The 22,197-nt window shown below is 72.7% G+C and carries 19 protein-coding genes, 1 other RNA gene and 1 CRISPR repeat array; of the genes, 14 read left to right on the top strand and 6 right to left on the bottom strand.

All coding sequences use genetic code 11. The annotated features are described in order from the left end of the window. Window positions 1-353: 353 nt before the first annotated feature. Genes cas3 through cas2e form a run of 8 tightly spaced genes read left to right on the top strand, consistent with a single transcriptional unit; the run spans window position 354 to window position 9,708 of the window. Window positions 354-3,224 (top strand): CRISPR-associated helicase Cas3', encoded by a 2,871-nt coding sequence (gene cas3, locus AB0927_RS17555; protein WP_366668482.1) that lies wholly within the window; start codon window positions 354-356, stop codon window positions 3,222-3,224. After that, window positions 3,208-4,962, top strand: coding sequence for a type I-E CRISPR-associated protein Cse1/CasA (casA, locus tag AB0927_RS17550; RefSeq protein WP_366668481.1), 1,755 nt, complete (start codon window positions 3,208-3,210; stop codon window positions 4,960-4,962). The genes cas3 and casA overlap by 17 nt, the downstream gene beginning before the upstream one ends. Next, window positions 4,959-5,639 (top strand): type I-E CRISPR-associated protein Cse2/CasB, encoded by a 681-nt coding sequence (gene casB, locus AB0927_RS17545; protein ID WP_366668480.1) that lies wholly within the window; start codon window positions 4,959-4,961, stop codon window positions 5,637-5,639. The genes casA and casB overlap by 4 nt, the downstream gene beginning before the upstream one ends. Further along, complete coding sequence (gene cas7e / locus AB0927_RS17540; protein WP_366668479.1) at window positions 5,636-6,841, top strand: type I-E CRISPR-associated protein Cas7/Cse4/CasC; 1,206 nt, start codon at window positions 5,636-5,638, stop codon at window positions 6,839-6,841. The genes casB and cas7e overlap by 4 nt, the downstream gene beginning before the upstream one ends. Then, window positions 6,838-7,569 (top strand): type I-E CRISPR-associated protein Cas5/CasD, encoded by a 732-nt coding sequence (cas5e, locus tag AB0927_RS17535; protein WP_366668478.1) that lies wholly within the window; start codon window positions 6,838-6,840, stop codon window positions 7,567-7,569. Before cas7e ends, cas5e begins: the two co-directional genes overlap by 4 nt. Continuing rightward, window positions 7,569-8,354 (top strand): type I-E CRISPR-associated protein Cas6/Cse3/CasE, encoded by a 786-nt coding sequence (gene cas6e, locus AB0927_RS17530; protein ID WP_366668477.1) that lies wholly within the window; start codon window positions 7,569-7,571, stop codon window positions 8,352-8,354. The genes cas5e and cas6e overlap by 1 nt, the downstream gene beginning before the upstream one ends. Further along, window positions 8,351-9,340 (top strand): type I-E CRISPR-associated endonuclease Cas1e, encoded by a 990-nt coding sequence (gene cas1e / locus AB0927_RS17525; RefSeq protein WP_366668476.1) that lies wholly within the window; start codon window positions 8,351-8,353, stop codon window positions 9,338-9,340. The genes cas6e and cas1e overlap by 4 nt, the downstream gene beginning before the upstream one ends. Further along, window positions 9,337-9,708 (top strand): type I-E CRISPR-associated endoribonuclease Cas2e, encoded by a 372-nt coding sequence (gene cas2e, locus AB0927_RS17520; protein WP_366668475.1) that lies wholly within the window; start codon window positions 9,337-9,339, stop codon window positions 9,706-9,708. The genes cas1e and cas2e overlap by 4 nt, the downstream gene beginning before the upstream one ends. An 822-nt stretch (window positions 9,709-10,530) precedes the next feature. Then, window positions 10,531-10,936: a CRISPR direct-repeat array (repeat unit 29 nt; unit sequence GGGTCCATCCCCGCGGGCGCGGGGAGCAG). Between the two features lie 282 nt (window positions 10,937-11,218). Here the strand turns inward: cas2e and rnpB are convergent. Together rnpB and AB0927_RS17510 are read right to left on the bottom strand one after the other, a co-directional pair. Further along, window positions 11,219-11,620: RNase P RNA component class A (rnpB, locus tag AB0927_RS17515), an RNA gene on the bottom strand. Between the two features lie 101 nt (window positions 11,621-11,721). Then, window positions 11,722-13,176, bottom strand: coding sequence for an RNB domain-containing ribonuclease (locus tag AB0927_RS17510; protein WP_366668474.1), 1,455 nt, complete (start codon window positions 13,174-13,176; stop codon window positions 11,722-11,724). A gap of 75 nt (window positions 13,177-13,251) precedes the next feature. On the opposite strand from AB0927_RS17510, the gene yaaA reads away from it, so the two are divergent. Continuing rightward, a complete protein-coding gene (gene yaaA, locus AB0927_RS17505; RefSeq protein WP_366668590.1) occupies window positions 13,252-14,034 on the top strand; it encodes a peroxide stress protein YaaA in 783 nt (260 codons plus the stop codon). Between the two features lie 96 nt (window positions 14,035-14,130). Continuing rightward, window positions 14,131-14,787: a bifunctional 4-hydroxy-2-oxoglutarate aldolase/2-dehydro-3-deoxy-phosphogluconate aldolase gene (eda, locus tag AB0927_RS17500; protein ID WP_366668473.1), complete on the top strand. Its 657-nt coding sequence runs from the start codon at window positions 14,131-14,133 to the stop codon at window positions 14,785-14,787. On the opposite strand, the gene AB0927_RS17495 is transcribed toward eda, so the two are convergent. Genes AB0927_RS17495 through AB0927_RS17485 form a run of 3 tightly spaced genes read right to left on the bottom strand, consistent with a single transcriptional unit; the run spans window position 14,779 to window position 17,640 of the window. Continuing rightward, window positions 14,779-16,032: a bifunctional RNase H/acid phosphatase gene (locus AB0927_RS17495; protein ID WP_366668472.1), complete on the bottom strand. Its 1,254-nt coding sequence runs from the start codon at window positions 16,030-16,032 to the stop codon at window positions 14,779-14,781. The genes eda and AB0927_RS17495 overlap by 9 nt on opposite strands. An 11-nt stretch (window positions 16,033-16,043) precedes the next feature. Next, window positions 16,044-16,787, bottom strand: a complete 744-nt coding sequence (locus AB0927_RS17490; protein ID WP_366668589.1) for a C4-type zinc ribbon domain-containing protein — start codon at window positions 16,785-16,787, stop codon at window positions 16,044-16,046. A gap of 13 nt (window positions 16,788-16,800) precedes the next feature. Beyond that, the gene (locus tag AB0927_RS17485) at window positions 16,801-17,640 is read right to left on the bottom strand and encodes a Nif3-like dinuclear metal center hexameric protein (RefSeq protein WP_366668471.1); all 840 of its coding nucleotides are present in this window, start codon (window positions 17,638-17,640) and stop codon (window positions 16,801-16,803) included. 186 nt (window positions 17,641-17,826) lie between these two features. Between AB0927_RS17485 and AB0927_RS17480 the strand changes: the two genes are divergently transcribed. Both AB0927_RS17480 and AB0927_RS17475 read left to right on the top strand, forming a co-directional pair. Next, entirely contained in the window at window positions 17,827-19,080 is a 1,254-nt protein-coding gene (locus tag AB0927_RS17480) for a hypothetical protein (RefSeq protein ID WP_366668470.1), read from the top strand. A 96-nt stretch (window positions 19,081-19,176) separates the two neighbouring features. After that, entirely contained in the window at window positions 19,177-19,335 is a 159-nt protein-coding gene (locus AB0927_RS17475; RefSeq protein ID WP_366668469.1) for a hypothetical protein, read from the top strand. Between the two features lie 102 nt (window positions 19,336-19,437). Here AB0927_RS17475 and AB0927_RS17470 read toward each other — a convergent pair whose 3' ends face one another. Then, window positions 19,438-20,334, bottom strand: coding sequence for a MaoC/PaaZ C-terminal domain-containing protein (locus tag AB0927_RS17470; protein WP_366668468.1), 897 nt, complete (start codon window positions 20,332-20,334; stop codon window positions 19,438-19,440). A gap of 180 nt (window positions 20,335-20,514) precedes the next feature. Here AB0927_RS17470 and AB0927_RS17465 point away from each other — a divergent pair, with 180 nt between their 5' ends. Then, window positions 20,515-21,477 (top strand): ABC transporter ATP-binding protein, encoded by a 963-nt coding sequence (locus AB0927_RS17465; RefSeq protein ID WP_366668467.1) that lies wholly within the window; start codon window positions 20,515-20,517, stop codon window positions 21,475-21,477. Continuing rightward, window positions 21,477-22,193 carry an ABC transporter permease gene (locus AB0927_RS17460; protein ID WP_366668466.1) on the top strand — a complete coding sequence of 239 codons (717 nt, stop codon included), beginning with the start codon at window positions 21,477-21,479 and terminating at the stop codon, window positions 22,191-22,193. Before AB0927_RS17465 ends, AB0927_RS17460 begins: the two co-directional genes overlap by 1 nt. The last annotated feature ends 4 nt before the right edge of the window (window positions 22,194-22,197 follow it).

Below are 22,197 nucleotides of genomic sequence, written 5' to 3'. Positions count from 1 at the left end.
CCTGCAGATTTACATCGTTCCGGCTGTCATTTCAGCAACTTTTGCAGATTCCGGCAAATAGCTCACTTCGGACCGCCAGTCAGTCAGCCGCAGGCGCAGCAGCACTGCTTGCTCGGGCACCGCCACCAGGTGTTCCCGTCGGTCCGTCGGCACGACTTCCGCTCACCTCCGCCTCGTTGGGCTGAAAATCCCTGAAACGTCCGTGCACACATACAGATGTCGTGTACTTATCTCATATGACTGGTGGGGAAAGCGCCCACGGTAGCCTTCTGAGCAAGCTGGGGAAGCCTGCTCGGTCGGTGTGGGCGAAGCATGATCGCGATGCCGATGGCTGGCTGCCGTTATGGCGTCACATGGAAGACAGCGGCGCCGTGGCCGGACTGCTGTGGGATCAGTGGCTGCCCGCCGGGGTGCGCGGGCTGATCGCCGAGGTACTGCCCGGGGGTGCCGTGGATGCGCGTGCCCTGGCTGTATGGCTGGCGGGCGTTCACGACATCGGCAAGGCCACTCCGGCCTTCGCCTGTCAGGTCGATTCGCTGGCCGACGCGATGCGCGACCAGGGACTGGACATGCGTTCGCGCCCAGCGATGGGCCCGGACCGGCGGTTGGCCCCGCATGGCCTGGCCGGGCAACTCCTGCTCGCCGAGTGGCTTGAGGAGCAGCACGGCTGGCGAGGAGCGCAGACCGGCCAGTTCACGGTGGCCGTCGGGGGGCATCACGGTGTACCGCCGGAGCGGGGCCAGATCAAAGCCCTGGACGATCGCGGGGAGTTGCTTCGGACACCCGGCCCGAGCAGCGGCGCCTGGCGCCGGGTACAGAACGAACTCCTCGACGCTTGCGCTGCCCGTTTCGGTGTCGCGGAGCGGATCGAGGCGTGGAAGTCGGTCAAGTTACCGCAGCCGGTCCAGGTGTTGCTCACCTCGATCGTCATCGTCTCCGACTGGATCGCGAGCAATCCGGACCTCTTCCCCTACTTCCCCGATGGCGCCGCTCACAGCGACGAGGAACGGCTCCTCAGAGCCTGGCGGGGGCTCGATCTGCCGGCGCCCTGGCAGGCCGAGGAACCCTGCGACAGTGTGCCCGACCTCTTCGCCTCCCGTTTCGACCTCCCGAAGGGCGCGGAGCCACGTCCGGTCCAAGAGGCGGCGGTGTCGCTGGCCCGCGAGTTGGAGTCCCCCGGCCTGATGGTCATCGAGGCACCGATGGGCGAGGGCAAGACGGAGGCCGCGCTCGCCGCTACGGAGATCTTCGCCGCGCGCTCGGGGGCGGGCGGGGTGTTCTTCGCGTTGCCCACGATGGCCACGGGCGACGCGATGTTTCCGCGGCTGCTGGACTGGCTGGACCGGCTCCCCTCGACAGACGGCACCCGTCATTCGGTGCACTTGGCACACTCCAAGGCAGCGCTCAACGAGCGATTCGCCGGGCTGATGGCCCGCGCGGGCAGCGTCACCGCCGTCGACCTGGACGGCACCTCCGCGGAGTCCGCAGGTACGTCCCGGGCCGGGCACCACCACCGGAAGGCCGGCGCCGAGCTCGTGGCGCATGCATGGCTGCGGGGTCGTAAGCGGGCCATGCTGGCCTCCTTCGTCGCGGGCACCATCGACCAGTTGCTGTTCGCCGGGCTCAAGAGCCGACACCTGGCGCTGCGACACCTCGCGGTCGCGGGGAAGGTCGTCGTCATCGACGAGGCGCACGCGTACGACACGTACATGAGCGTCTACCTGGACCGCGTGCTGTCCTGGCTGGGGGCCTACCGGGTTCCGGTCGTAGTGCTGTCCGCGACCCTGCCGGCCTCACGTCGGCGTGAGCTTGTCGCGGCCTACGCCGGGCATACCAAAGCCGGAGCCGGACCTGGACCCGGACCCGCCGCCACCGCCGCCGCCACCGACGAAAACGTGACGGCGTCGTCCGCGTATCCGCTCCTGACCGCCGTCGCTCCCGGCGGGACCGCGCTGGTCCGCCACCCGCACGCCTCGGCCCGGTCCACGAAGGTCGAGGTCGAGCGGCTCGCCGACGACTTGGACGTGCTCGCCGGGCGGCTGGACAGCGAACTGGCCGGCGGCGGTTGCGCGCTGGTCATCCGGAACACCGTCGGGCGGGTCCTGGAGACGGCCCGCGTGCTGCGGGCCAGGTTCGGCACCGACAACGTGACCGTCGCCCACTCCCGCTTCGTCGACCTCGACCGTGCCGACAAGGACGGCGCACTGCGCCGGCTCTTCGGGCCTCCGGGAAAGGGGAACGACCGGCCCACCAGCCGGCACATCGTGGTGGCGAGCCAGGTCGCCGAGCAGTCCCTGGACATCGACTTCGACCTGCTGGTCAGCGACCTGTGCCCGGTGGACCTGCTCCTCCAGCGCATGGGGCGGCTGCACCGCCACCAGCGCGGACACGGCCAGGACAACCGGCCCGAACGTCTGCGGACCGCTCGCTGCCTGGTGACCGGAGCCGACTGGCAGACGGACGTACCGGAACCGGTGCGCGGTTCGGTCGCCGTGTACGGGCGGTACACGCTGCTGCGGTCGGCCGCCGTGCTCCTTCCCCACCTCGGCGACGGGGCAGGGACCGGAGCCGGAAGGCCGGTGGAAGTACCGGCGGACATCAGCCCCCTCGTCCAGGGCGCGTACGGTGACGACCCCGTCGGACCGGAGCACTGGCAGGACGCGCTAGACGAAGCACGGGCGCGGTTCGAGCGACATCACGAGGATCAGCGGGAGCGTGCCGCGGTCTTCCGCCTGGGGGACGTCGGCAAGCCGGGAAGGCCGCTGTTCGACTGGGTCGCCGCCGGGGTGGGAGACACCGACGACACTCCGACCGGGCGCGCTCAGGTCCGTGACACACGGGACAGCCTCGAAGTCGTCGTCGTACAGCGGCGCGCTGACGGAAGCCTCGCCACCCTGCCGTGGCTCGGGCCGGACGGCAAGGGGCGGAAGCGCGCCGGCATCGAGCTTCCGCGGGACGCGACACCGGTACCCTTCGCGGCCCGTACGGCGGCGAGCTGCGGGCTGCGGCTCCCGACGCAGTTCTCCTACGCCGAGACCATGGACCGGGCCATTGCCGAGCTGGAGCAGCTGTATCTGCCCAAGTGGCAGGGCAAGGACAGCCCTTGGCTCTCCGACCAGCTGATTCTCACGCTCGACGAGGACTGTCAGACCCGGCTGGCAGGATTCACGCTCCGGTACAGCCCGGAAGACGGCCTTGAGGTGATCCGTGACGCAGACGACTGAGCCCCCTGGTGCCGGTGCAGACGCCGACAGGATGCTGTCCTTCGATCTGACCAGCCGGCCGTGGATCGGCGTGCTCCGGCGCGACGGCTCGGAGGACGAGCTGTCACTCAGCGAGGTCTTCGCGCAGGCCGGTAATCTACGGCGGGTCGTGGGCGACCTGGCCACCCAGGAGTTCGCCCTCGTACGCCTCCTTCTGGCCGTCGCCCACGACGCCCTGGAGGGGCCCGGCGACATCGATGACTGGGCGGAACTGTGGGAGGACCCCGACTGCTTCGCGCCCGTGCAGGGGTACCTGGCGGAGCACCGTGACCGGCTCGACCTGCTCCACCCCGCCGCGCCGTTCCTGCAGACCGCCGGACTCCACACCGCCAGGGACGAGGTGTTCTCCCTCAACCGGATCGTGGCCGACGTGCCCGCCGGAGACCCCTTCTTCAGCGCGCGGATGCCTGGCGTGGAGCGGCTGAGCTTCGCCGAGGCGGCCCGCTGGGTCGTCCACGTCCACGCTTACGACACCTCCGGCATCAAGACCGGCATGGCCGGCGACCAGCGGGTCAAAGGCGGCAAGGTGTACCCGCTCGGCACCGGCTGGGCGGGCGGCCTGGGCGGTGTGCTCGTAGAAGGCGGGACGCTGCGCGAGACGCTGCTGCTCAACCTGGTGGCGGCGGACACGGAGGGGCTGGGCTTCCCCTCCGACGATCTCCCGGCCTGGCGCCGCGAGCCCTGCGGGCCCGGTTCCGACGGGCGCTCGGCGACCGGCCTGCGTGACCTGTACACCTGGCAGTCCCGGCGGGTGCGCCTGCACTACGACGGGCACGGCGTCCACGGAGTCGTCCTCGGGTACGGCGATCCGCTCGCGTCGAGGAACATGCACGACCGGGAGCCGATGACTTCCTGGCGGCGCAGTCCCGCGCAGGAGAAGAAGCTGGGCCGGTCCACCGTGTACCTGCCGCTCGAACATGACCCTGCCCGCTCGGCCTGGCGGGGTGTCGCCGCGCTCGTCGCCGACCGGCTGGAGAGCGGGGGCGGGGCCGAGGCGGCACCGCGCCTGCGCCCCAGGATCCTGGAATGGGTCGCCCGTCTGGTGACCGACCGCTACCTCCCCCGCCACTCCCTGATCCGCACCCGGCTGGTGGGCGTCAGCTACGGCACCCAGCAGTCCGTGATCGAAGAGGTCGTCGACGACCGCCTGGAGATGCCCGTCGTCCTGCTGCACCAGCAGGACCGTACATACGCACGCCAGGCCATCGCCGCGGCCGAGGAGGCCGACCGGGCCGTTCGCGCTCTGGGAGACCTCGCCGCCGACCTGGCCAGGGCCGCCGGATCCGAGGAGGAGGGCCCCAAGTCGGCCGCCAGGACGACCGGATTCGACGCGCTGGAGCATCCGTACCGGCAGTGGCTGGCGGCCATGGCCGAGGCGTCTGATCCCTTCGAGCACCGGCAGGTCTGGCAGCGTGAGGTGCGGGAGACGATCCACCGCCTCGGGGACCGGCTCATCTCCGCCGCGGGGGAGGCGGCGTGGGAGGGACGGATCCATACCGACGGGAAGGGCACCACGCACTGGCTGAACGCGGGTCTCGCCGACCGCTGGTTCCGCGGACGTCTCGCCAGAGCGCTGGCCGATCCCGATGCCGACGACAGAGACAGCAGCGGCAGCGGCAGCGGCAGCGGCAGCGGCAGCGGCAGCGGCAGCCGACCCGACACCGACCGTTCCGCGACCGAAGCGAAGGTGCACGCATGACCACTCTCCCGGCTCCGGCCAAGCCGCCCACCGTGGAGGAGCGCGTCGCCGAACTCACCGGGGCGAGCATCGCCGACTGGCAGCGGGGCTACCTCGCCGACCAGTCGCATGCCGTCGCCGCTCTCGCCCGGCTGCGCCGTGGCGCGGGCCGGGACGCGGGCGACGTGCCGGACCTCTGGACCCTGATCGACACCACCGCACTGCACTCCCCGGCGGAGGGTGTCCGCCCGTTGCACGAGCGGGAGTTGGCGGGCGCCGAGAACGCGGTACACGCCGCGCTCACCCTGTGGGCTTTCCACCAGCAGTCCCGCGGCGAGGGCATGCACCGGCGCCACTCCCCCGAGCACCCGGCGGGCCTGGGCGCGGCCGTGCGGCGGCTGATGCCGGCCGACGGGATCGACGAGCCGGTCCGCAAGCGCCTGGTCCGCGCCGGCACCGCACCGGACCTGGTCTCCCTCGCCCGGCGGCTGCGCGACATCGTCGCCCTGCTACGCCGGGAGAGCGTTCCCCTCGACTACGGCCTGCTCGCCGGCCAGCTGTACGCCTGGCAGCGGCCCGGCGGCCCCGCCGCCGTACGCCGGGCGTGGGGCCGCTCCTTCCACACCCCGCCGCGTCGGCCCTGGCAGCCCGAAGGCGAGGACACCACCACCCCGCACACCGACAAGGACGCCTCGTGAACCGCATCTTCCTGGACGTGCACGCCCTGCAGACCGTCCCGCCCAGCAACATCAACCGGGACGACACGGGTGCGCCCAAGACGGCCGTCTACGGTGGTGTCCCGCGCGCCCGTGTCTCCAGCCAGGCGTGGAAGCGCGCCGTGCGCACCTACTTCCGCGACGAACACCTGCTGGATCCCGCCGAGTTGGGTGTGCGGACGAAGAAGTTGGTGGAGCTCCTCGCCGAGCGGATCACCGGGCTCGACGAGACCGTGACACGGGAGACGGCGCTGAAGCTGGCCGACGAGACGGTGAAGGCGGCCGGTTTCAAGACCGAGGTCCCCAAGCGCAAGACCGACCAGGCGAAGAAGAACGAGGATCCCGACGCCCCGGCCCCTGCTCCGGAGAGCAAGTATCTGGTCTTCCTCAGCTCCCGGCAGCTCGACGGCCTGGCCCGCCTCGCCCTCGAAGGAGCCGCCGACATCGCGACGTTCCTGAAGGCCAAGGAGAACAAGGGCAAGGCCAAGGAGATCGCGGACGCCCGCCACTCCGTCGACATCGCTCTCTTCGGCCGTATGGTCGCCGACGTCGCCGACATCAACGTCGACGCGGCGGTGCAGGTGGCCCACGCCATCAGCGTCCATCGCGTGGACAACGAGTCCGACTACTTCACGGCCGTCGACGACGAGAACACCGACGGGGAGACCGGCGCCGGGATGATCGGCACCGTCGACTTCAATTCCGCGACGCTGTACCGCTACGCGGCGCTCGGCGTCCACCAGCTCGCCGCCAACCTCGGCCAGGGTCTGCGCGAGGACGAGCCGCGTACCGAGCCCGTGCGCCGTGCCGTCGAGGCGTTCGTGCACAGCTTCGTCTCCTCGCTGCCCACCGGGAAGATCAACACGTTCGGGCACCACACCCGGCCCGACGCCGTCGTGGTCAAGCTCCGCAGCACCCGGCCGATCAGCTTCGTGGCCGCCTTCGAGGACCCGGTCCGCAGCGACGCCGGCGGGCACGTGCGTGAGGCCTCCGACCGGCTCGCCGACTACGCCGCCGAAGTCGAGCGCGTCTACGGCGACCCCCACACCACCCTGACCTGGGTACTGCGCGTCGGCCCGCAAACCCGGAAGCTCGCCGGCCTCGGCACCGAGACCGACACCCTGGGCGAACTCGTCGAAGCCGTCGGCAAGGCCGTGGCGGAGCGCCTGGAGAAGCCCGAATGAGCGTGCTCGCCCTGCGCCTGGCCGGCCCACTGCAGTCCTGGGGGGCCGCTTCCCGCTTCACCCGACGCACCACCGAATCCGCCCCGACCAAGAGCGGCGTCATCGGCCTGCTCGCCTCCGCGGCCGGTATCGACCGCGGTGACGACGCACGCCTCGCCCCCCTGGCCGCACTTCGGTACGGGGTCCGCGTCGACCAGCCCGGCACCCGGATCCGGGACTTCCACACCGCGCACCATGCCGTGACCGGGGCTTCCATGCCGCTGTCGGAGCGCTTCTACCTCGCCGACGCCGTCTTCCTCGCCTGCGTCGAGGGCGATCAGGCTCTGCTCACCGGGCTGCGGGACGCGCTGCGTTCCCCGGCCTACCCGCCGTTCCTGGGGCGGCGCTCCTGCCCGCCGTCCGAGCCTCTCTTCCTGGACCTGTACGAGGACAGCCGCCTGGAGGACGTACTGGCGAGCGTGCCCTGGCAGGCCTCCGCCTGGTACCGGAGGCGCCGCCGGACTCCGGGGACCCTGCCCGTACTCCGTGAGACGGCGGAGGGCGAGTCCGCCGAGGCCGCGGACGTGCTGCGCGACCAGCCGGTCAGCTTCGACGCCGCGCACCGCCGCCACGCCCTGCGCACCGTCGTCAGCGACACGGTGTCCCTGCCCGTCCCGGCCGGGGGCAGCCCCTACGACGACCACGACCCGTTCGATGCCCTCGCCGCCCTGGAGGAAGAGAGCGCCTGATGTTCATCTCCCGCTTCCGCGTCAACACCGCGCGGCCCGGCGCCCGGAAACTCCTCTCCTCTCCGCAGGCCATGCACGCGGCCGTCATGTCGTCGTTCCCGCACATCCTGCCCTCCGACAGCCCGAAGCCGGACGCCCCACGGGTGCTGTGGCGCCTGGACCACAGGGCCCGCGCCGAGGTCCTGCTCTACATCGTCAGCCCCGACCAGCCCGACCTGACGCACCTGGTCGAGCAGGCCGGCTGGCCCGCCGTCGCTTCCCGGGAGAGCCCCGGCTGGCTGACCAGGTCCTACGCCCCACTGCTGGACCGGCTCAGCGCGGGCGACCGCTGGTCGTTCCGGCTGACGGCAAACCCGGTGCACAAGATCCGCCGCAAGGAGGGCGAAGAGCAGAAGATCACCGCACACCTGACGCCCGTCCACCAGATGAAGTGGCTGGTCGACGAGAAGCGCCAGGAGCGCCTCGGCTTCCGCGTCTGCGAGAAGCCCGACGCCCGGCGGCTCCTTCCTGCGGGCACGACCCACCAGGAGCGGCCCCACCCCGGCGACCGGTACGAGCTGGCCGTCCGGGACGCACGCTCCCTCTCCTTCAGCAAGTCCGGCGCCGCCGGTGGACGCGGGGGCAAGCCGGTCACCGTCGTCACCGTCACCTACGAAGGACACCTCGCGGTCACCGACCCCGGTGCCCTGCGCCGCGCTCTCACGCAGGGCATCGGCCGGGCCCGTGGTTACGGCTGCGGGCTGATGACCCTGGCGCCGGTCGGCGGGAGCCGACGAACCGCATGACGACCGTCTCCAAACGCCCGGCCCTCAGCCCCCGCCAGCTCACCCGCACCGGCGACCGCCTCTCCTTCGTCTACCTGGAGCGCTGCACCGTCCACCGGGACGCCAACGCGATCACCGCGCAGGACGCGGAGGGCACCACGCACATCCCGTCCGCGACGATCGGCACGCTCCTGCTCGGACCGGGGACCCGCATCACCCACCAGGCAATGAGCGTCCTCGGCGAAACCGGCGCCGCGGTCTGCTGGGTCGGCGAGCACGGGGTGCGCTACTACGCCTCCGGACGCGCCCTCAGCCGCTCCTCCGCCCTCATGGAGGCGCAGGCCCAGCAGTGGGCCAACCCGCGTGCCCGGCTCGCGGTGGCCCGGGAGATGTACCGTCTGCGCTTCCCCGACGAGGACCCGGCAGGCCTGACCCGCCGGGAGCTGCTCGGTCGCGAGGGGCGGCGGATGAAGGCCTGTTACCGCGCCGAGTCCGCCCGTACGGGGGTGCCCTGGCGGGGCCGCCAGTACGTGCCCGGCGACTTCACGGCCGGGGACGCCGTCAATCAGGCCATCACCGCCGCCGCCCAGTGCATGTACGGCATCGCGCACGCCGTCGTCACCTCCCTGGGTTGCAGCCCGGCCCTCGGCTTCGTGCACTCCGGCCACGAGCTGTCCTTCGTGCTGGACATCGCCGACCTCTACAAGACGGAGATCGGCATTCCCCTCGCCTTCGACGTCGCCGCGGAGGACGAGGAGGACGTCGGCTCACGCACCCGCCGTGCGCTGCGGGACCGCGTCAACGACGCATCCCTGCTGAACCGCTGCGTCGACGACATCCGGCGCCTGCTCCTGCCACCGGACCAGGCGAAGACAGCCGCGGGCACCGAGGACCACGACGTCGTGACGCTCCAGAGCGACGGCGGCCATCACGTCCCCTCGGGCGTCAACCACGACGGCCCGGACGACTACGAGGCCTGGGACTCCGCCGGAAGGGAAACCTGGTGACGGTCATAGTCCTCACCAACTGCCCCGCAGGGCTACGGGGTTTCCTCACCCGCTGGCTCCTCGAAATTTCCGCAGGCGTCTTCATCGGCAACCCTTCGGCCCGCATCCGCGACGCCCTCTGGAACGAGGTCCAGCAGTACGCCGGCCAGGGCCGCGCCCTGCTGGCCCACACCACCAACAACGAACAGGGCTTCACCTTCCGGACCTTCGACCACCAGTGGCACCCCGTCGACCACGAGGGCGTAACCCTGATCCGCCGCCCCGACCCCACCGCAAACGCACGACCCACGTCTTCGACAACACCCCCCAGCCCCCCACCCCAGGGCTGGAGCCGCGCGGCCAAGCGCCGCCGATGGGGCAGGAGTTAGGACCAGCTCCGGGTGACGCGTGAGGGCCAGCCTTCTGGACGGGCAGCGGTAACGGTGTCGGTGCCGGTGTCGACAACGGCTTCGGCCCCAGGGTGACGACCAGGACCAACTCGGCGCCCTCTTCGGGGTGCTCGTTCGGGGTTGTGTGTTCCTGGTTTCGCGGAACACACAACCCCGAAGGGCTTGACATCAGCGCGCGCCCATCCCCGCCAGTGCGGGGAGCAAAAATCCTCGTCCCTGGGATCGGGACCATCCCCGCGGGCGCGGGGAGCAATCGGAGCACCACGTCACTGCCGCCAGAAACCTCACAACTTCTTCGGCGGCTCAGGCACACCATCTGCCCAGCGTACAAGTGGAATTGCCACCACGGCGCAGAGTGCGCTCGCGAAAGCCGTCGCTACCGTCCACCGGACGTTGGCATCCCCAGGCGCGCCGAGAGGCAGCCAACGACCCAGCTGGAGGCCAAGACAGAAAGTAAGGGCAACCGCGCAACCGACGGCACCCCACCTGATCCACCTGCGTAATCCAGACACTGAATGCTTCCTAACTCTTCCCTAGGATCGTTCCCTACACCGGAGAGTCCTGCGAGGAGAGAACCTAGAGAAGCGTGGAACAGCAGTCAACTCATGCTGTTCGCAGAGGCGTTGAGGTCTCTTCCTCCACGCCGACTATCCTCAGTTCGGCCAGCGCCCTATGTGTGCGGCTGTCCCCCGCGAACGCGAGAGCAGGCGCCCCGCGGCCCTCCCTCGGGAAGATGCTGGGTCCCTCCTCGTGGACGGGGAGGGAGCAGTCGATGCTGTTCGGGTCGACCAGCGATTGCGCGAGTCCATCCCCGCGGGCGCGGGGAGCAGCATTGCTGACTCCTGAGTAAGTAGGTGCTGTGGGGTCCATCCCCGCGGGCGCGGGGAGCAGGGGGCGGACGCCTCGTACTCGCGGAACGCCGCGGGTCCATCCCCGCGGGCGCGGGGAGCAGTGATCGCCCTCGGGCTCGCCGGGCCCGGCCGTCCGGTGCTGCGGGGTCCATCCCCGCGGGCGCGGGGAGCAGCCCGAACTTTGAGACAGGAAACCCCGTCCAAAGGGTCCATCCCCGCGGGCGCGGGGAGCAGGGGACCCCCCGAACGTGCCGATTTCGTGTAGCGGGTCCATCCCCGCGGGCGCGGGGAGCAGTCCACGCGCCCGATCGTGTGGAACTTGACCCGGGGTCCATCCCCGCGGGCGCGGGGAGCAGGCTTGCCGAGCTGCGGGTTTAGGCCGTGCCGAGCGCGGTTTCAGCAACTTTCATGGATTTCGGCAAATCGGACATCAGGGGATCCCCGTCTGGGATGTGCGCAGTGGGTCGAGAAACGGGCCGTTGCCCAGTATCCCGTTCACCGCAACCAGTGTGCACGGTGCCCGCCAGCGTCGAGCCCGGATGCCGTTCCGTCGGCTTCTGCGGGATGGCGCCTCGCTCGGGTTGGCCCAGGCAGCGACCAAGGGGCGGGGCCCCTGAAGGCAAAGCCGCAGGTAGCGGCAGACGAGTCGGGCTGTACGCCGGGTTCTGTTCCCTGGGTCCCTCGCGGGGCCCGGGGTGACGGCCATCCATCTAGGACCGGTGTTGCCACCGGCCTCGTGCGGTCTACCCGCGGACTCGGGCGGGCAGCCCTCGAACGTCCGCGCAGAAACACCGGGGTGTTTCCTTTTGACCTTGCTCCGGGTGGGGTTTACCTAGCTGCCCAGGTCACCCTGGGCACTGGTGGTCTCTTACACCACCGTTTCACCCTTACCGAGGACCGAGGTCCCCGGCGGTCTGTTTTCTGTGGCACTGTCCCGCGGGTCACCCCGGGTGGCCGTTAGCCACCACCCTGCCCTGTGGAGCCCGGACGTTCCTCGGGAAGTCCCCTAGGGGGCTCCACGCGGCCGTCCGCCCGGCTCGTCTGCCGTGTGGACCATGGTACCGGTCGTGTGCGGGGCCGTGGACCGGCCGCCGTCGCCGGCACAGCGCGGGTAAGGCCGCGGCCGCCGCCCCTACGGGATTCACGCCGGGGTGAACAGCGGTTTCGTCGTGCCCGGGGTGGCGTGGAGGAGGCGGACGCGTAGGGGGGCGCCGAGGGGGAGGTCGGGGCCCTCGATGCGGCCGATGACCGCCGGGGAGGCCAGTTGGACGGTGCCGATGTCCGCGTGGTGGTCGTCGATGTCCACCACGCAGGCGTCGAAGACCTCGCCGACGCGGTCCTTGAGGAGCGCCGCGGCGACGATGTCGATGGACTCGTGCTCGACCGTGCTCGCGCGCTGCGCGCCGTCGGCCATCCGGTGGGGCAGGGCGTCGAGGGCGGCGAGGACCCAGTCGGGCGGGGAGTCGTTGGTGGCGGCCGTCAGGCAGAGTTCCAGGGCGTAGCGGTCGGCGAGGCGCCGTAGGGGGGCGGTGCAGTGGGTGTAGGGGGCCGCCACCGCGGCGTGGGTGGTGATCGCCGGCAGGGCGCCGTCGCGGAAGACCGTGTAGCCCGCGCCGCGCAGCAGCGTGGTGCACTCCTGGAGGAACGCCGCGTGGTGCGGCTCGTGCGGGTCGAGAGCGCTGATCACGGCCGAGTACGGCACATGGTGCGGCCAGTCGATGCCCAGGGCCTTGGCGGTGCGGCGCAACCGGGCCACCGCGCCGTCCGGGGCGGCCGGCAGCGTGCGCAGGATGCCGGTGCCCTGCCCGAGCATCAGGTCCGCGGCGGCCATGCCGGTGAGCAGGGAGAGCTGGGCGTTCCACGCCTCGGCGGGCAGCGGGGCGCGGTACGACAGCGCGTAGGTGTGGTCCCGTTCCGTGATCCGCTGCTCCGGCACGGTCAGGGAGATGCCCCCGCGCGCGGCCTCCTGCCGCTCCCGTGCCTGACCGATCTCCCTGAGCAGCGCGACCGGCTCCTCGGCCGTCCCCGCGTCGACCGCCCGCTGCACGCCCGCGTAGTCGAGCCGGGCGCGGCTGCGCACCAGGGCCCGGCGCACGTCGACCGTGAGCGCCCGGCCCTCCGCGTCCAGGTCGATCGTCCACAGCACGGCGGGCCGGGCCCGGCCGGGCAGCAGGCTGGCCGCGTCCTCGCTGAGCACCACGGGGTGCAGCGGCACCCGTCCGTCGGGGAAGTACAGGGTGTTCACCCGCCGCCCCGCCTCCGCGTCCAGCGCCCCGCCGGGTACGACGAAGGCGGCGACGTCGGCGATGGCGTACCGCACCCGGTAGCCGGTGCCCCGCCGGGACAGGTGCGCCGCCTGGTCGAGGTCCGGGGAGCCGGGCGGGTCGAGGGTGAAGAAGGGCAGGTCGGTGGCGTCGTACGGCGGTGGGGCGGCACCGTACGGCGGTGGGGTCGGGGTCTTCGCCGCGCGCTCGGCCTCCGCCCTGGCCTCCGGCGGGAAGTCCTCGGGGATGTCCAGGCGGGCGCGCAGGGCGGCGAGCGCGGCCCTCAGGGGTGCCTCGGGGGCGCCGGTCACGCGGATCCTGCGGCTGAGCATGTGTCGAGCGTAGGGCGAGGGGGCGCGGGCAGCACCCCGTACGCTGGCGGCTGAGCGCAAGAGAAGGAGTACGTGTTGCTGGTCCTGCTGCCGCCCTCGGAAGGTAAGGCCGACTCGGGCAAGGGTGCCCCGCTGCGGCTGGAGTCGCTGTCCCTGCCGGGGCTGACCGGCGCGCGGGAGGCCGTGCTCGGCGAGCTGGTCGGGCTGTGCGCGGGCGACGAGGAGAAGGCGCGCGAGGTGCTGGGGCTCAGCGAGGGGCTGCGCGGCGAGGTCGCCAAGAACGCGGCCCTGCGCACGGCCGGCGCCCGCCCCGCCGGGGAGATCTACACCGGTGTCCTGTACGACGCCCTCGGCCTGGCCTCCCTGGACGCGACGGCGAAGCGGCGGGCGGCGCGCTCGCTGCTGGTCTTCTCCGGGCTGTGGGGCGCGGTGCGGGTGACCGACCGGATCCCCTCCTACCGCTGCTCGATGGGGATCAGGCTGCCGGGGCTCGGCGCGCTGGCCGGGCACTGGCGGGCGCCGATGGCCGAGGTGCTGCCGGAGGCGGCCGGGGACGGGCTGGTGCTGGATCTGCGGTCGGCCGCGTACGCGGCGGCGTGGAAGCCGAAGGGTGAGGTCGCGGGGCGGACGGCGACGGTACGGGTGCTGCACGCGCCGACCCGCAAGGTCGTCAGCCACTTCAACAAGGCGACGAAGGGGCGGATCGTACGGGCCCTGCTGTCGGCCGGCGTCGCTCCGCGGGATCCCGCGGAGCTGGTGGAGGCGCTGCGCGAACTGGGGTACGTGGTGGAGGCCCAGGCTCCGGCGCGGGCGGGGAAGGCGTGGGAGCTGGATGTGCTGGTGGCGGAGGTCCACTAAGGGTCCGTCAACGGGTCCGCCAGAGGTCCCCTAAGGCTCGTTGCAGTATGCGCAACGGTGATTGCGGGGAGTGTGGCCGCTCGGCACGATGAACGCATGATCCCGCCCGCGCCCACACCGCCGTCGCCGGTCGTCTCCGTGCTCGGTCTCGCGCCCGTCCTGCCCGTGGTCGTGCTTCCGGACGCCTCCGCCGCCGTACCGCTCGCGCGGGCGCTGGTGGCCGGGGGGTTGCGGGCGGTCGAGGTGACGCTGCGTACGCCTGCCGCGCCGGCGGCGATCCGGGCGATCACCGATCAGGTGCCCGAGGCCGTGGTCGGGGCGGGGACGGTGCTCACGCCGGGGCAGGTGGACGCGTGTGTCGCGGCCGGGGCGCGGTTCCTGGTCAGTCCCGGGTGGACGGAGGGGCTGCTGGCGGCGATGCGGGGGTGCGGGGTGCCGTTCCTGCCGGGGGTGTCGACCGTTTCGGAGGTCGTGGCGCTGCTGGAGCGCGGAGTGCGGGAGATGAAGTTCTTCCCGGCGCAGGCCGCGGGGGGCGTCCCGTATCTGCGGTCGCTGGCCGGGCCGTTGCCGCAGGCGCGGTTCTGTCCGACGGGCGGCATCGGGCCCGCGAACGCGGCGGAGTATCTGTCGCTGCCCAACGTCGGGTGCGTGGGCGGGAGTTGGATGGTGCCGCCGGACGCGGTGGCGGCCGGGGACTGGGCGCGGATCGAGGCGCTCGCGCGGGCGGCGGCGGGGATCCGCGGGTCAGCGTAGGTGGGAGGTGTCGTTGAAGAGACGGACGCTCGCGTTGCCGTCGGCGTAGTACGCCACCGCGGAGAGGGAGGCGGCCGAGAGTTCCATGCGGAACAGGGACTCCGGCGGGGCGCCGAGGGCGAGGCGCACGAAGGTCTTGATCGGGGTGACGTGGGTGACGAGCAGGACGGTGCGGCCCGCGTGGGCGGCGACCAGTTCGTCCTTCGTGGCGGCGATGCGGACGGCGGTCTCGGCGAAGCTCTCGCCGCCGCCGGTGGGGCGGGCTGCGGGGTCGGCGAGCCAGGCGTTCAGGTCGTCCGGGTAGCGGTCGCGGACCTCGCCGAAGGTCAGGCCCTCCCAGGCGCCGAAGTCCGTCTCGCGCAGGCCGTCCTCGACGATGACGTCCAGGCCCAGGCGGGCGGCGACGATCTCGGCGGTCTGCCGGGTGCGGGTGAGGGGGGAGGTGAGGACGGCCTGCACGGTGCCGCGCTTCGCCAGCGCCTCGGCCACCCGGTGGGCCTGCTCCCGGCCGACGTCCGAGAGGGGCGGGTTGGTGCCGCCGCTGCCGGAGAACCTCTTCTGGGGGGTCAGGGGGGTCTCACCGTGGCGGAGCAGGACGAAGGTGGCGGGCGCCCCGAGATCGGGGGCGGCGGACCAGCCCCTCGCGGTGGTGCCGGTCGTACGAGACTCGGTGGTGCCGGTCGTACGAGACTCGGCGGTGCCGGTCGTACGAGACTCGGCGGTGCCGGTCGCAAGAGAGTCAGCGGTGCCGCTCGTACGAGGCTCGGTGGCGGCGGTCGTACGGGCCTCCCCGGTCTCCAGCTCCGCCACCGACTCCGCAGGCGACCACCGTTCCCCCCGCGCCCCCGCGTCCATCGCCTCGTTGGCCAGCCGGTCGGCGTGCTTGTTCTCGGCGCGCGGGATCCACTCGTACGTCACCCGGTCCACCGGGAACACCCCGCGCGCCTGTGCCGCCAGCGGCTTCATCGCGGGGTGTTTGATCTTCCAGCGGCCCGACATCTGCTCGATGACCAGCTTGGAGTCCATGCGGACGTGGACGGCCGCGTCGGGGTCCAGCGTCTGGGCGGCGCGCAGGCCGGCCAGCAGGCCCCGGTACTCGGCGACGTTGTTGGTGGCGACGCCGATGTACTCGGCCCGCTCCAGCAGCGTCGAGCCCGTCGCCGCGTCGCGGACGACCGCGCCGTAGCCCGCGGGGCCGGGGTTGCCCCGTGAGCCGCCGTCCGCCTCGACGATGAACTCCCGCACGCCGACGCCCCCTACAGCCCGGACTCGGCCGTGCGCACCAGGATCCGGCGGCAGTTCTCGCAGCGCAGCACCGTGTCGGGGGCGGCCGCGCGGACCTCGTTCAGTTCCGTGATGGCCAGCTCCTGGCGGCAGCCCTGGCAGGTGCGGGCGTAGAGCTTGGCCGCGCCGATGCCGCCCTGCTGCTCGCGCAGCTTGTCGTACAGCTTGAGCAGGTCCGCGGGGACGGAGGCCGCGACGACCTCGCGCTCCTTGGTGACGGAGGCGACCTCGCGGTCGATCTCGGCGAACGCGGCGTCCCGGCGGCCGCTCGCGTCGTCGGTCTTCGACTGGACGGAGGCGACGCGCTCGGTCAGCTCGTCGACCCGCTCCTGCGCGGACTCGCGGCGCTCCATGACCTCCAGGACCACGTCTTCCAGGTCGCCCTGCCGCTTGGCGAGCGAGGCGATCTCGTGCTGGAGGTTGGCCAGGTCCTTCGGGGAGGTGACGGCGCCGGAGTCGAGGCGCTGCTGGTCGCGGGTGGCGCGCTGGCGCACCTGGTCGACGTCCTGCTCGGCCTTGGTCTGCTCGCGGGCGCAGTCGCTCTCCTCGGTCTGCGCGGCCACGAGCAGGTCGCGCAGCTGGATGAGGTCCTTGTTCAGCGAGTCGATCTCGGCGTGCTCGGGCAGGGACTTCCGCTTGTACGCGAGCTGCTGCAGGCGGACGTCGAGGGCCTGGACGTCGAGGAGTCGGATCTGGTCGGCGGGCGCGGCGTTCAGTTGGGGGCTCCCATTAGCTAGTGGTGACGGAGGACGCCGCGTGGGCGGTCCAGGGGTCGGTGACCGTCTTGGAGACGTGGACCCGCAGGTCCCAGCCGTGACGGTCGGAGATCTCGTCGAGCTGCCCGGCGGCCAGTTCGCACCAGGGCCACTCGGTGGCCCAGTGCGCGGCGTCGAGCAGCGCGAGCGGGGACTGCGCGACGGCCTCGGAGGCCGGGTGGTGGCGCAGGTCGGCGGTGAGGAAGGCGTCCACACCGGCCGCGCGCACCTGGTCGAAGAGGCTGTCGCCGGAGCCGCCGCTGACCGCGAGGGTGCGGATGACGGAGTCGGGGTCGCCGGCCGCCCGGATGCCCTGCGCGGTGGCGGGCAGCCGCTCGGCGGCGCGCGCGGCCAGTTCCCGCAGGGTGAGGGGGTGGTCGAGGGCGCACACCCGGCCGAGGCCCCGACGCCCGTTCGGGTCGGTGGGGTCCGGCACGAGGGGGCGTACGACGCGGACGTCGAGCGCGCCCGCGAGGGCGTCGGAGACGCCCGGGTCGGCGGTGTCGGCGTTGGTGTGGGCGACGTGCAGGGCGATGTCGTTCTTGATCAGTGTGTGCACGACCCGGCCCTTGAAGTGCGAGGCCGCGACCGTGGTCGTGCCGCGCAGGTAGAGCGGGTGGTGGGTGACCAGCAGGTCGGCGTCGAGCCGTACGGCCTCGTCGACGATCTCCTGGACGGGGTCGACGGCGAACAGGACCCGGGTGACCTCCTGGTCGGGGTCGCCCACGACCGTGCCGACCGCGTCCCAGGACTCGGCCCGCTCGGCGGGCCACAGGTTCTCCAGCGCGGCGATGACTTCAGACAGACGGGGCACGGGAAAAGGCTACCTGGCTGACCGGCGGGGCTGTACCGCGTCCGGCCCTCCCGGTCACGCGCAGCACAGTCATGCCCGCTTCCTCGGAGGAATCGCTTCTGCGCCACCCGTATGTGTGAAGCGGCGGCCGGCCCCCCGCACGGCCGTGCGTTCAAAACTAGCTTCGTCGCCGGAGGTGACCGAACGATGACGGTCTGTGCTGTCGAATCCCCGTCCGCCGGTGAGGACGACCGTTCGCCGGGGCGTGGTTGCGTGCTCACGGCGGACGGCGCGTACGCCGCGCGGCTCGCGCGGGACGGTGGCTCCTGGTTCCCGGAGCGCTGGACGCTGGACGGCCCGGAGCCGTACGCGGTACGGCTGCCGGGCAACCAGCCGGAGGAGCCCGGCACCGAGGTGCAGCCGCTGGGCGACGGGCGGGTGCTGATCCACCGGCGGGCGGGGGTACGGCATCTCTTCGCGCTGCTGTACCCGACCGGGCCCGGCACCGGGGAGCTGCCGCTGGGTGCCGTGGAGTGCGCCGGGCCCGGGATCCGGTTCGGCCTGCTGCCCCCGGTGCCGGGGGGTGCGCGGGCGTACGCCGTCGCCGTGGGCGCCCGTGCCAGCGCGGTGTGGCGGGTGGCGGGCGGGCCGGCCGGGCCCGAGCGGATCGTGGAGGTGCCGGGGCGCTGCTCGGGCGGGGTGTGGCTGGACCGGGCCGGGCGGATGCTGGCGCTGGACCGGGAGCTGGAGGGGCGCACCAAGACGGTCGTGGTGGACCTGGAGCGGGGCGAGATCTCGCCGCTGCTCCAGATCACGCCGGGCAGCGACGACCGGCTGCTCATGGCCGATCCGGACAGCGGGCTGCTGCTGATCTCCTCCGACGCGCCCTCGCCGGGGCAGGAACGATTGGGCTGGGGCGTCCTCGGCTCCACCCTGCCGGTGCGCTTCCCCACCTCGCTGCGGCTGCCCAAGTGCACGGCGGTGCCGTTCGCGATCCAGCCGGGGCAGGTGCTGGAGCCGGAGAACTGCGCGGTGGCGCTGCGCGTCGAGGGTCCCGTGGGCACCTGGGTGGGGCTGTGGCGGCCGGCCGAACGGCGGGTACGGCATCTCGCGGCGCCGCAGGGCTGGCTGACCGGGGCGGGGCTGTGGACCCGTGAGGGGGTGCTGCGGCTGCCGTACGCCACCCGGGAAACCCCGTGCGGGGTAGCCGAGTTGAGGGTTCCCGCGGGCGAGCCGCCCACCGGGCCGTGGCGGCGGCAGGGCGCGGACGTCGCGCCCGGTGCCAGGACGCCCGGGGAGGCGGGGGCCGCGGGGCCGGAGGGTCCGGACCGGGACGGCACGGCCGCCGGGACGCCCGCCGAGGGGTCCGGGCAGGTGGCCGATCCGGGCCCCGGGGAACCGGCGGCGCCGCGTCCGGTGCCGCTGCGGCAGGCTCCGCTGGGGCGTCTTGTAACGAACTAGTGCCGGTCGGCGTGTGCGCCTGGATCCGGCCCGTGGGGTGCTGGTTACACTCGCCCGGCTGTACGAAAGATGATGTTGACGGGGTGAGTACGACCGATGAGCGACACCAGCACGACGAAGCAGCTGTCTGCCGACTCTATGGAACACGCCGGCCACGGCCGGCACCGCGGACCGGTCGCGGCGACGGAGCACGACGCGTCTCCGCACGGCCGGCACCGCAAGCCCGCCGAGGAGACCACCGAGGCGGCTGCCTGACGGCAGTGACCGAGGAGGGGGGCACCCGATGGGTGCCCCCCTCCTTCTTCTTTCACCGGCCGGGAACCGGGCTTCTTCACCGGCCGGGACCGGGCCCGGATCTCAGGAGTGCTCCACGACGGTGTCCGCGAGCACGGGAGCGTCGTCCCGCTCGGCCACGGCGACGGCGACCCGCACCCGGCCCTCGCCCGCCCGCCGCGCCTGCCCGTCCTGCTCCGCCGGCCGCTCCCGCCACATGCGGATGCGCAGGGTCTCGCCGGGACGGACGACTCCGGCGAACCGGGTGGTGTACGAGCGCACCCGGCCCACGTCGCCGTCGAGGAGGGTGTCGACCACCGCCTTGAGCGTCATGCCGTAGGTGCACAGCCCGTGCAGGATGGGCCGGTCGAACCCGGCGCGCCGGGCGAACTCGGGGTCGGCGTGCAGGGGGTTGTAGTCGCCGGAGAGGCGGTAGAGGAGGGCCTGGTCGGGGCGGGTCGGGCGGTCGACGACCCGGTCCGGCTCGCCGCTCGGCTCCGCCAGGCGGCCCGAGGGGCCCCGGTCGCCGCCCCAGCCGCCCTCGCCGCGGACGAAGATCCGCGCCTCGCCGGTCCACAACGGCCCCTCGGCGTCGCCCACTTCGGTGCGCAGCACCAGGACGGCGGCACTGCCCTTGTCGTACACGGCGGCGATGCGGGACGTGGCGGTGGCGCTGCCCTGGACGGGTACGGCCCGGTGCAGGCGCAGACTCTGTCCGCCGTGCAGCACGCCGGCCAGGTCGACGTCGACGCCCGGCATGGACAGCCCGGCGATCACCCCGGGCGCCCCGGCGCCCGCGACCGTGGCGAAGCTCGGCAGGACGTGCAGCCGGGACTCCAGCGTGTAGCGCAGCTCGTCCGGGTCGGTGGCGGGGCGGCCCGCGCCGATGCCGAGGTGGTAGAGCTGGACGTCCTTCGCGGTCCAGGTGATCTCGGCCGAGCGGGGTCCGGCGGCGAGGGCCTTGGCTGCGTCGATGGGCATGGGGCTCCTGAGGTCGGCGGGCCCGGAACGCGTTCCGGGCCGGCGCACCCTGTATAGCCCAGCCCTCCGTAGTTGTGAAGCTCACTGATGGCTCGTCAGCCCGCCCGCGACCTGTGACGTTCGTACCGCGCGAGTCCGTACGACCCCACCTGCCGCCGCGGGGGTTCTACCGTCATAGGCATGACACAGAGGGACGACGAGGACAGCGCCGCCGTTTCCTTCACGGGGGCGGTCAGGACGTTCGGGTCCGTGCGCGCCGTGGACGGGGTGGACCTGAGGATCGGGCGCGGCGAGACCGTGGCCCTGCTGGGCCGCAACGGCGCCGGCAAGTCGACCACGATCGGGATGCTGCTGGGGCTGTACCCGCCGGAGGCCGGCCGGGTGGAGCTGTTCGGGGCGGAGCCGGAGCGCGCGGTGCGGGCAGGCCGGGTGGGCGCGATGCTCCAGGACGCCCGGCCGGTGCCCCGGGTCACCGTGGGCGAGCTGGTCGGCTTCGTGGCCTCCCGCTATCCGACGCCGATGCCGGTGGCGCGGGCGCTGGAGCTGGCCGGGATCGCCGCGTTGGCCGGGCGCCGGGTGGACCGGTTGTCCGGCGGGCAGGTGCAGCGGGTGCGGTTCGCGGTGGCGCTGGCCGGCGATCCGTCGCTGCTGGTCCTCGACGAGCCGACGGCGGCGCTGGACGTGGAGGCCCGGCACGCGTTCTGGGAGTCGATGCGCGGGTACGCCCGGCGCGGGCACACCGTGCTCTTCTCCACCCACTATCTGGAGGAGGCGGACGCCTTCGCCGACCGGATCGTGGTCATGGACCGGGGCCGGATCGTCGCCGACGGCACGGGCGACGACCTGCGGCGCGCGGCGGGCGGCAGCCTGGTCGCCGTCGACCTCGCGGGCCGTTCCCCGGAGGGGCTGGAGCTGCTGCCCGGCGTCCGCTCGCTGGAGGTGCGCGGCGACCGGGTGCGGCTGCGCACGGACGACTCCGACGCGACGGTGATCGCGCTGGCGGAGTTGGGCGCGATCCGGAGGCTGGAGGTGACCCCGGCGTCGCTGGACGACGCGTTCCTCGCGCTGACCTCGCCGGCGGGGCTCCCGGCCGGCTCGGCGCACCAGGCGTCCGTTCCCCTCGACACCCCGAAGGCGCTGTGATGTTCGCTTACGTCCGTCTGGAGATCCGTCGCACCCTGCGCGACCTGGGATTCGTGATCGGTGGGATCGCGATGCCCGTCATGATGTATCTGCTCTTCACCAACCTCGGGGAGAACAGCGGGAGTTGGCGGACCGCGGCGATGGTCGGCATGGCGGCGTACGGCGCCGTCGGCTCCGCGCTGAACACGGGCGGCGCGGTCGCCGAGGACCGCGCGGTGGGCTGGCTGCGGCAGTTGCGGGTGACGCCGATGACCCCGCGCGAGGTGGTGACCGGGCGGACTCTGACCGGCGTGGTGACGGTGCTGCCCTCGATCGGCGCCGTGCTGGCGGCGGGGGGTCTGGTCAACGGGGTGCGGCTCGCGGTGTGGCAGTGGGCGGCGATCGCGCTGCTGCTGTGGCTGGGCTCGGTGCCGTTCACGCTGCTGGGCCTCGGCAACGGCTACCGGCTGACCGGTCCCGCCACCGGGGTGGCCAACATGACGTGCAACCTGGGGCTGTCCGTGCTGGGTGGGCTGTGGTTCCCGACGGAGCTGTTCCCCGAGTGGCTGCGGTCGGTCTCGGCGTACACCCCCACCAACCGGTTCGCCGAGCTGGGCGTCTCCGTCGCGCAGGGGCACGCGCCCGGGGCCGGTGCGATCACCGTGCTGACGGGCTGGCTGCTGGTGTTCGGTTCGTACGCCGTGGTGTCCTACCGCCGCCGGGCGGGCACCGTCTGACCTG

This window comes from Streptomyces sp. NPDC048106 (genome assembly GCF_040706415.1).
Lineage (GTDB): Bacteria > Actinomycetota > Actinomycetes > Streptomycetales > Streptomycetaceae > Streptomyces.
This window is presented reverse-complemented; position numbering and strand designations above follow the sequence as displayed.

Excerpts from the sequence above, each read along its gene's own strand:
- AB0927_RS17460 (WP_366668466.1), top strand. The coding sequence starts at position 21,477 with ATGTTCGCTTACGTCCGTCTGGAGATCCGTCGCACCCTGCGCGACCTG.
- cas6e (WP_366668477.1), top strand. The coding sequence starts at position 7,569 with ATGTTCATCTCCCGCTTCCGCGTCAACACCGCGCGGCCCGGCGCCCGG.
- cas3 (WP_366668482.1), top strand. The coding sequence starts at position 354 with ATGGAAGACAGCGGCGCCGTGGCCGGACTGCTGTGGGATCAGTGGCTG.
- cas5e (WP_366668478.1), top strand. The coding sequence starts at position 6,838 with ATGAGCGTGCTCGCCCTGCGCCTGGCCGGCCCACTGCAGTCCTGGGGG.
- AB0927_RS17510 (WP_366668474.1), bottom strand. The coding sequence starts at position 13,176 with ATGCTCAGCCGCAGGATCCGCGTGACCGGCGCCCCCGAGGCACCCCTG.
- cas1e (WP_366668476.1), top strand. The coding sequence starts at position 8,351 with ATGACGACCGTCTCCAAACGCCCGGCCCTCAGCCCCCGCCAGCTCACC.
- casB (WP_366668480.1), top strand. The coding sequence starts at position 4,959 with ATGACCACTCTCCCGGCTCCGGCCAAGCCGCCCACCGTGGAGGAGCGC.
- AB0927_RS17480 (WP_366668470.1), top strand. The coding sequence starts at position 17,827 with ATGACGGTCTGTGCTGTCGAATCCCCGTCCGCCGGTGAGGACGACCGT.
- AB0927_RS17465 (WP_366668467.1), top strand. The coding sequence starts at position 20,515 with ATGACACAGAGGGACGACGAGGACAGCGCCGCCGTTTCCTTCACGGGG.
- AB0927_RS17470 (WP_366668468.1), bottom strand. The coding sequence starts at position 20,334 with ATGCCCATCGACGCAGCCAAGGCCCTCGCCGCCGGACCCCGCTCGGCC.
- AB0927_RS17475 (WP_366668469.1), top strand. The coding sequence starts at position 19,177 with ATGAGCGACACCAGCACGACGAAGCAGCTGTCTGCCGACTCTATGGAA.
- eda (WP_366668473.1), top strand. The coding sequence starts at position 14,131 with ATGATCCCGCCCGCGCCCACACCGCCGTCGCCGGTCGTCTCCGTGCTC.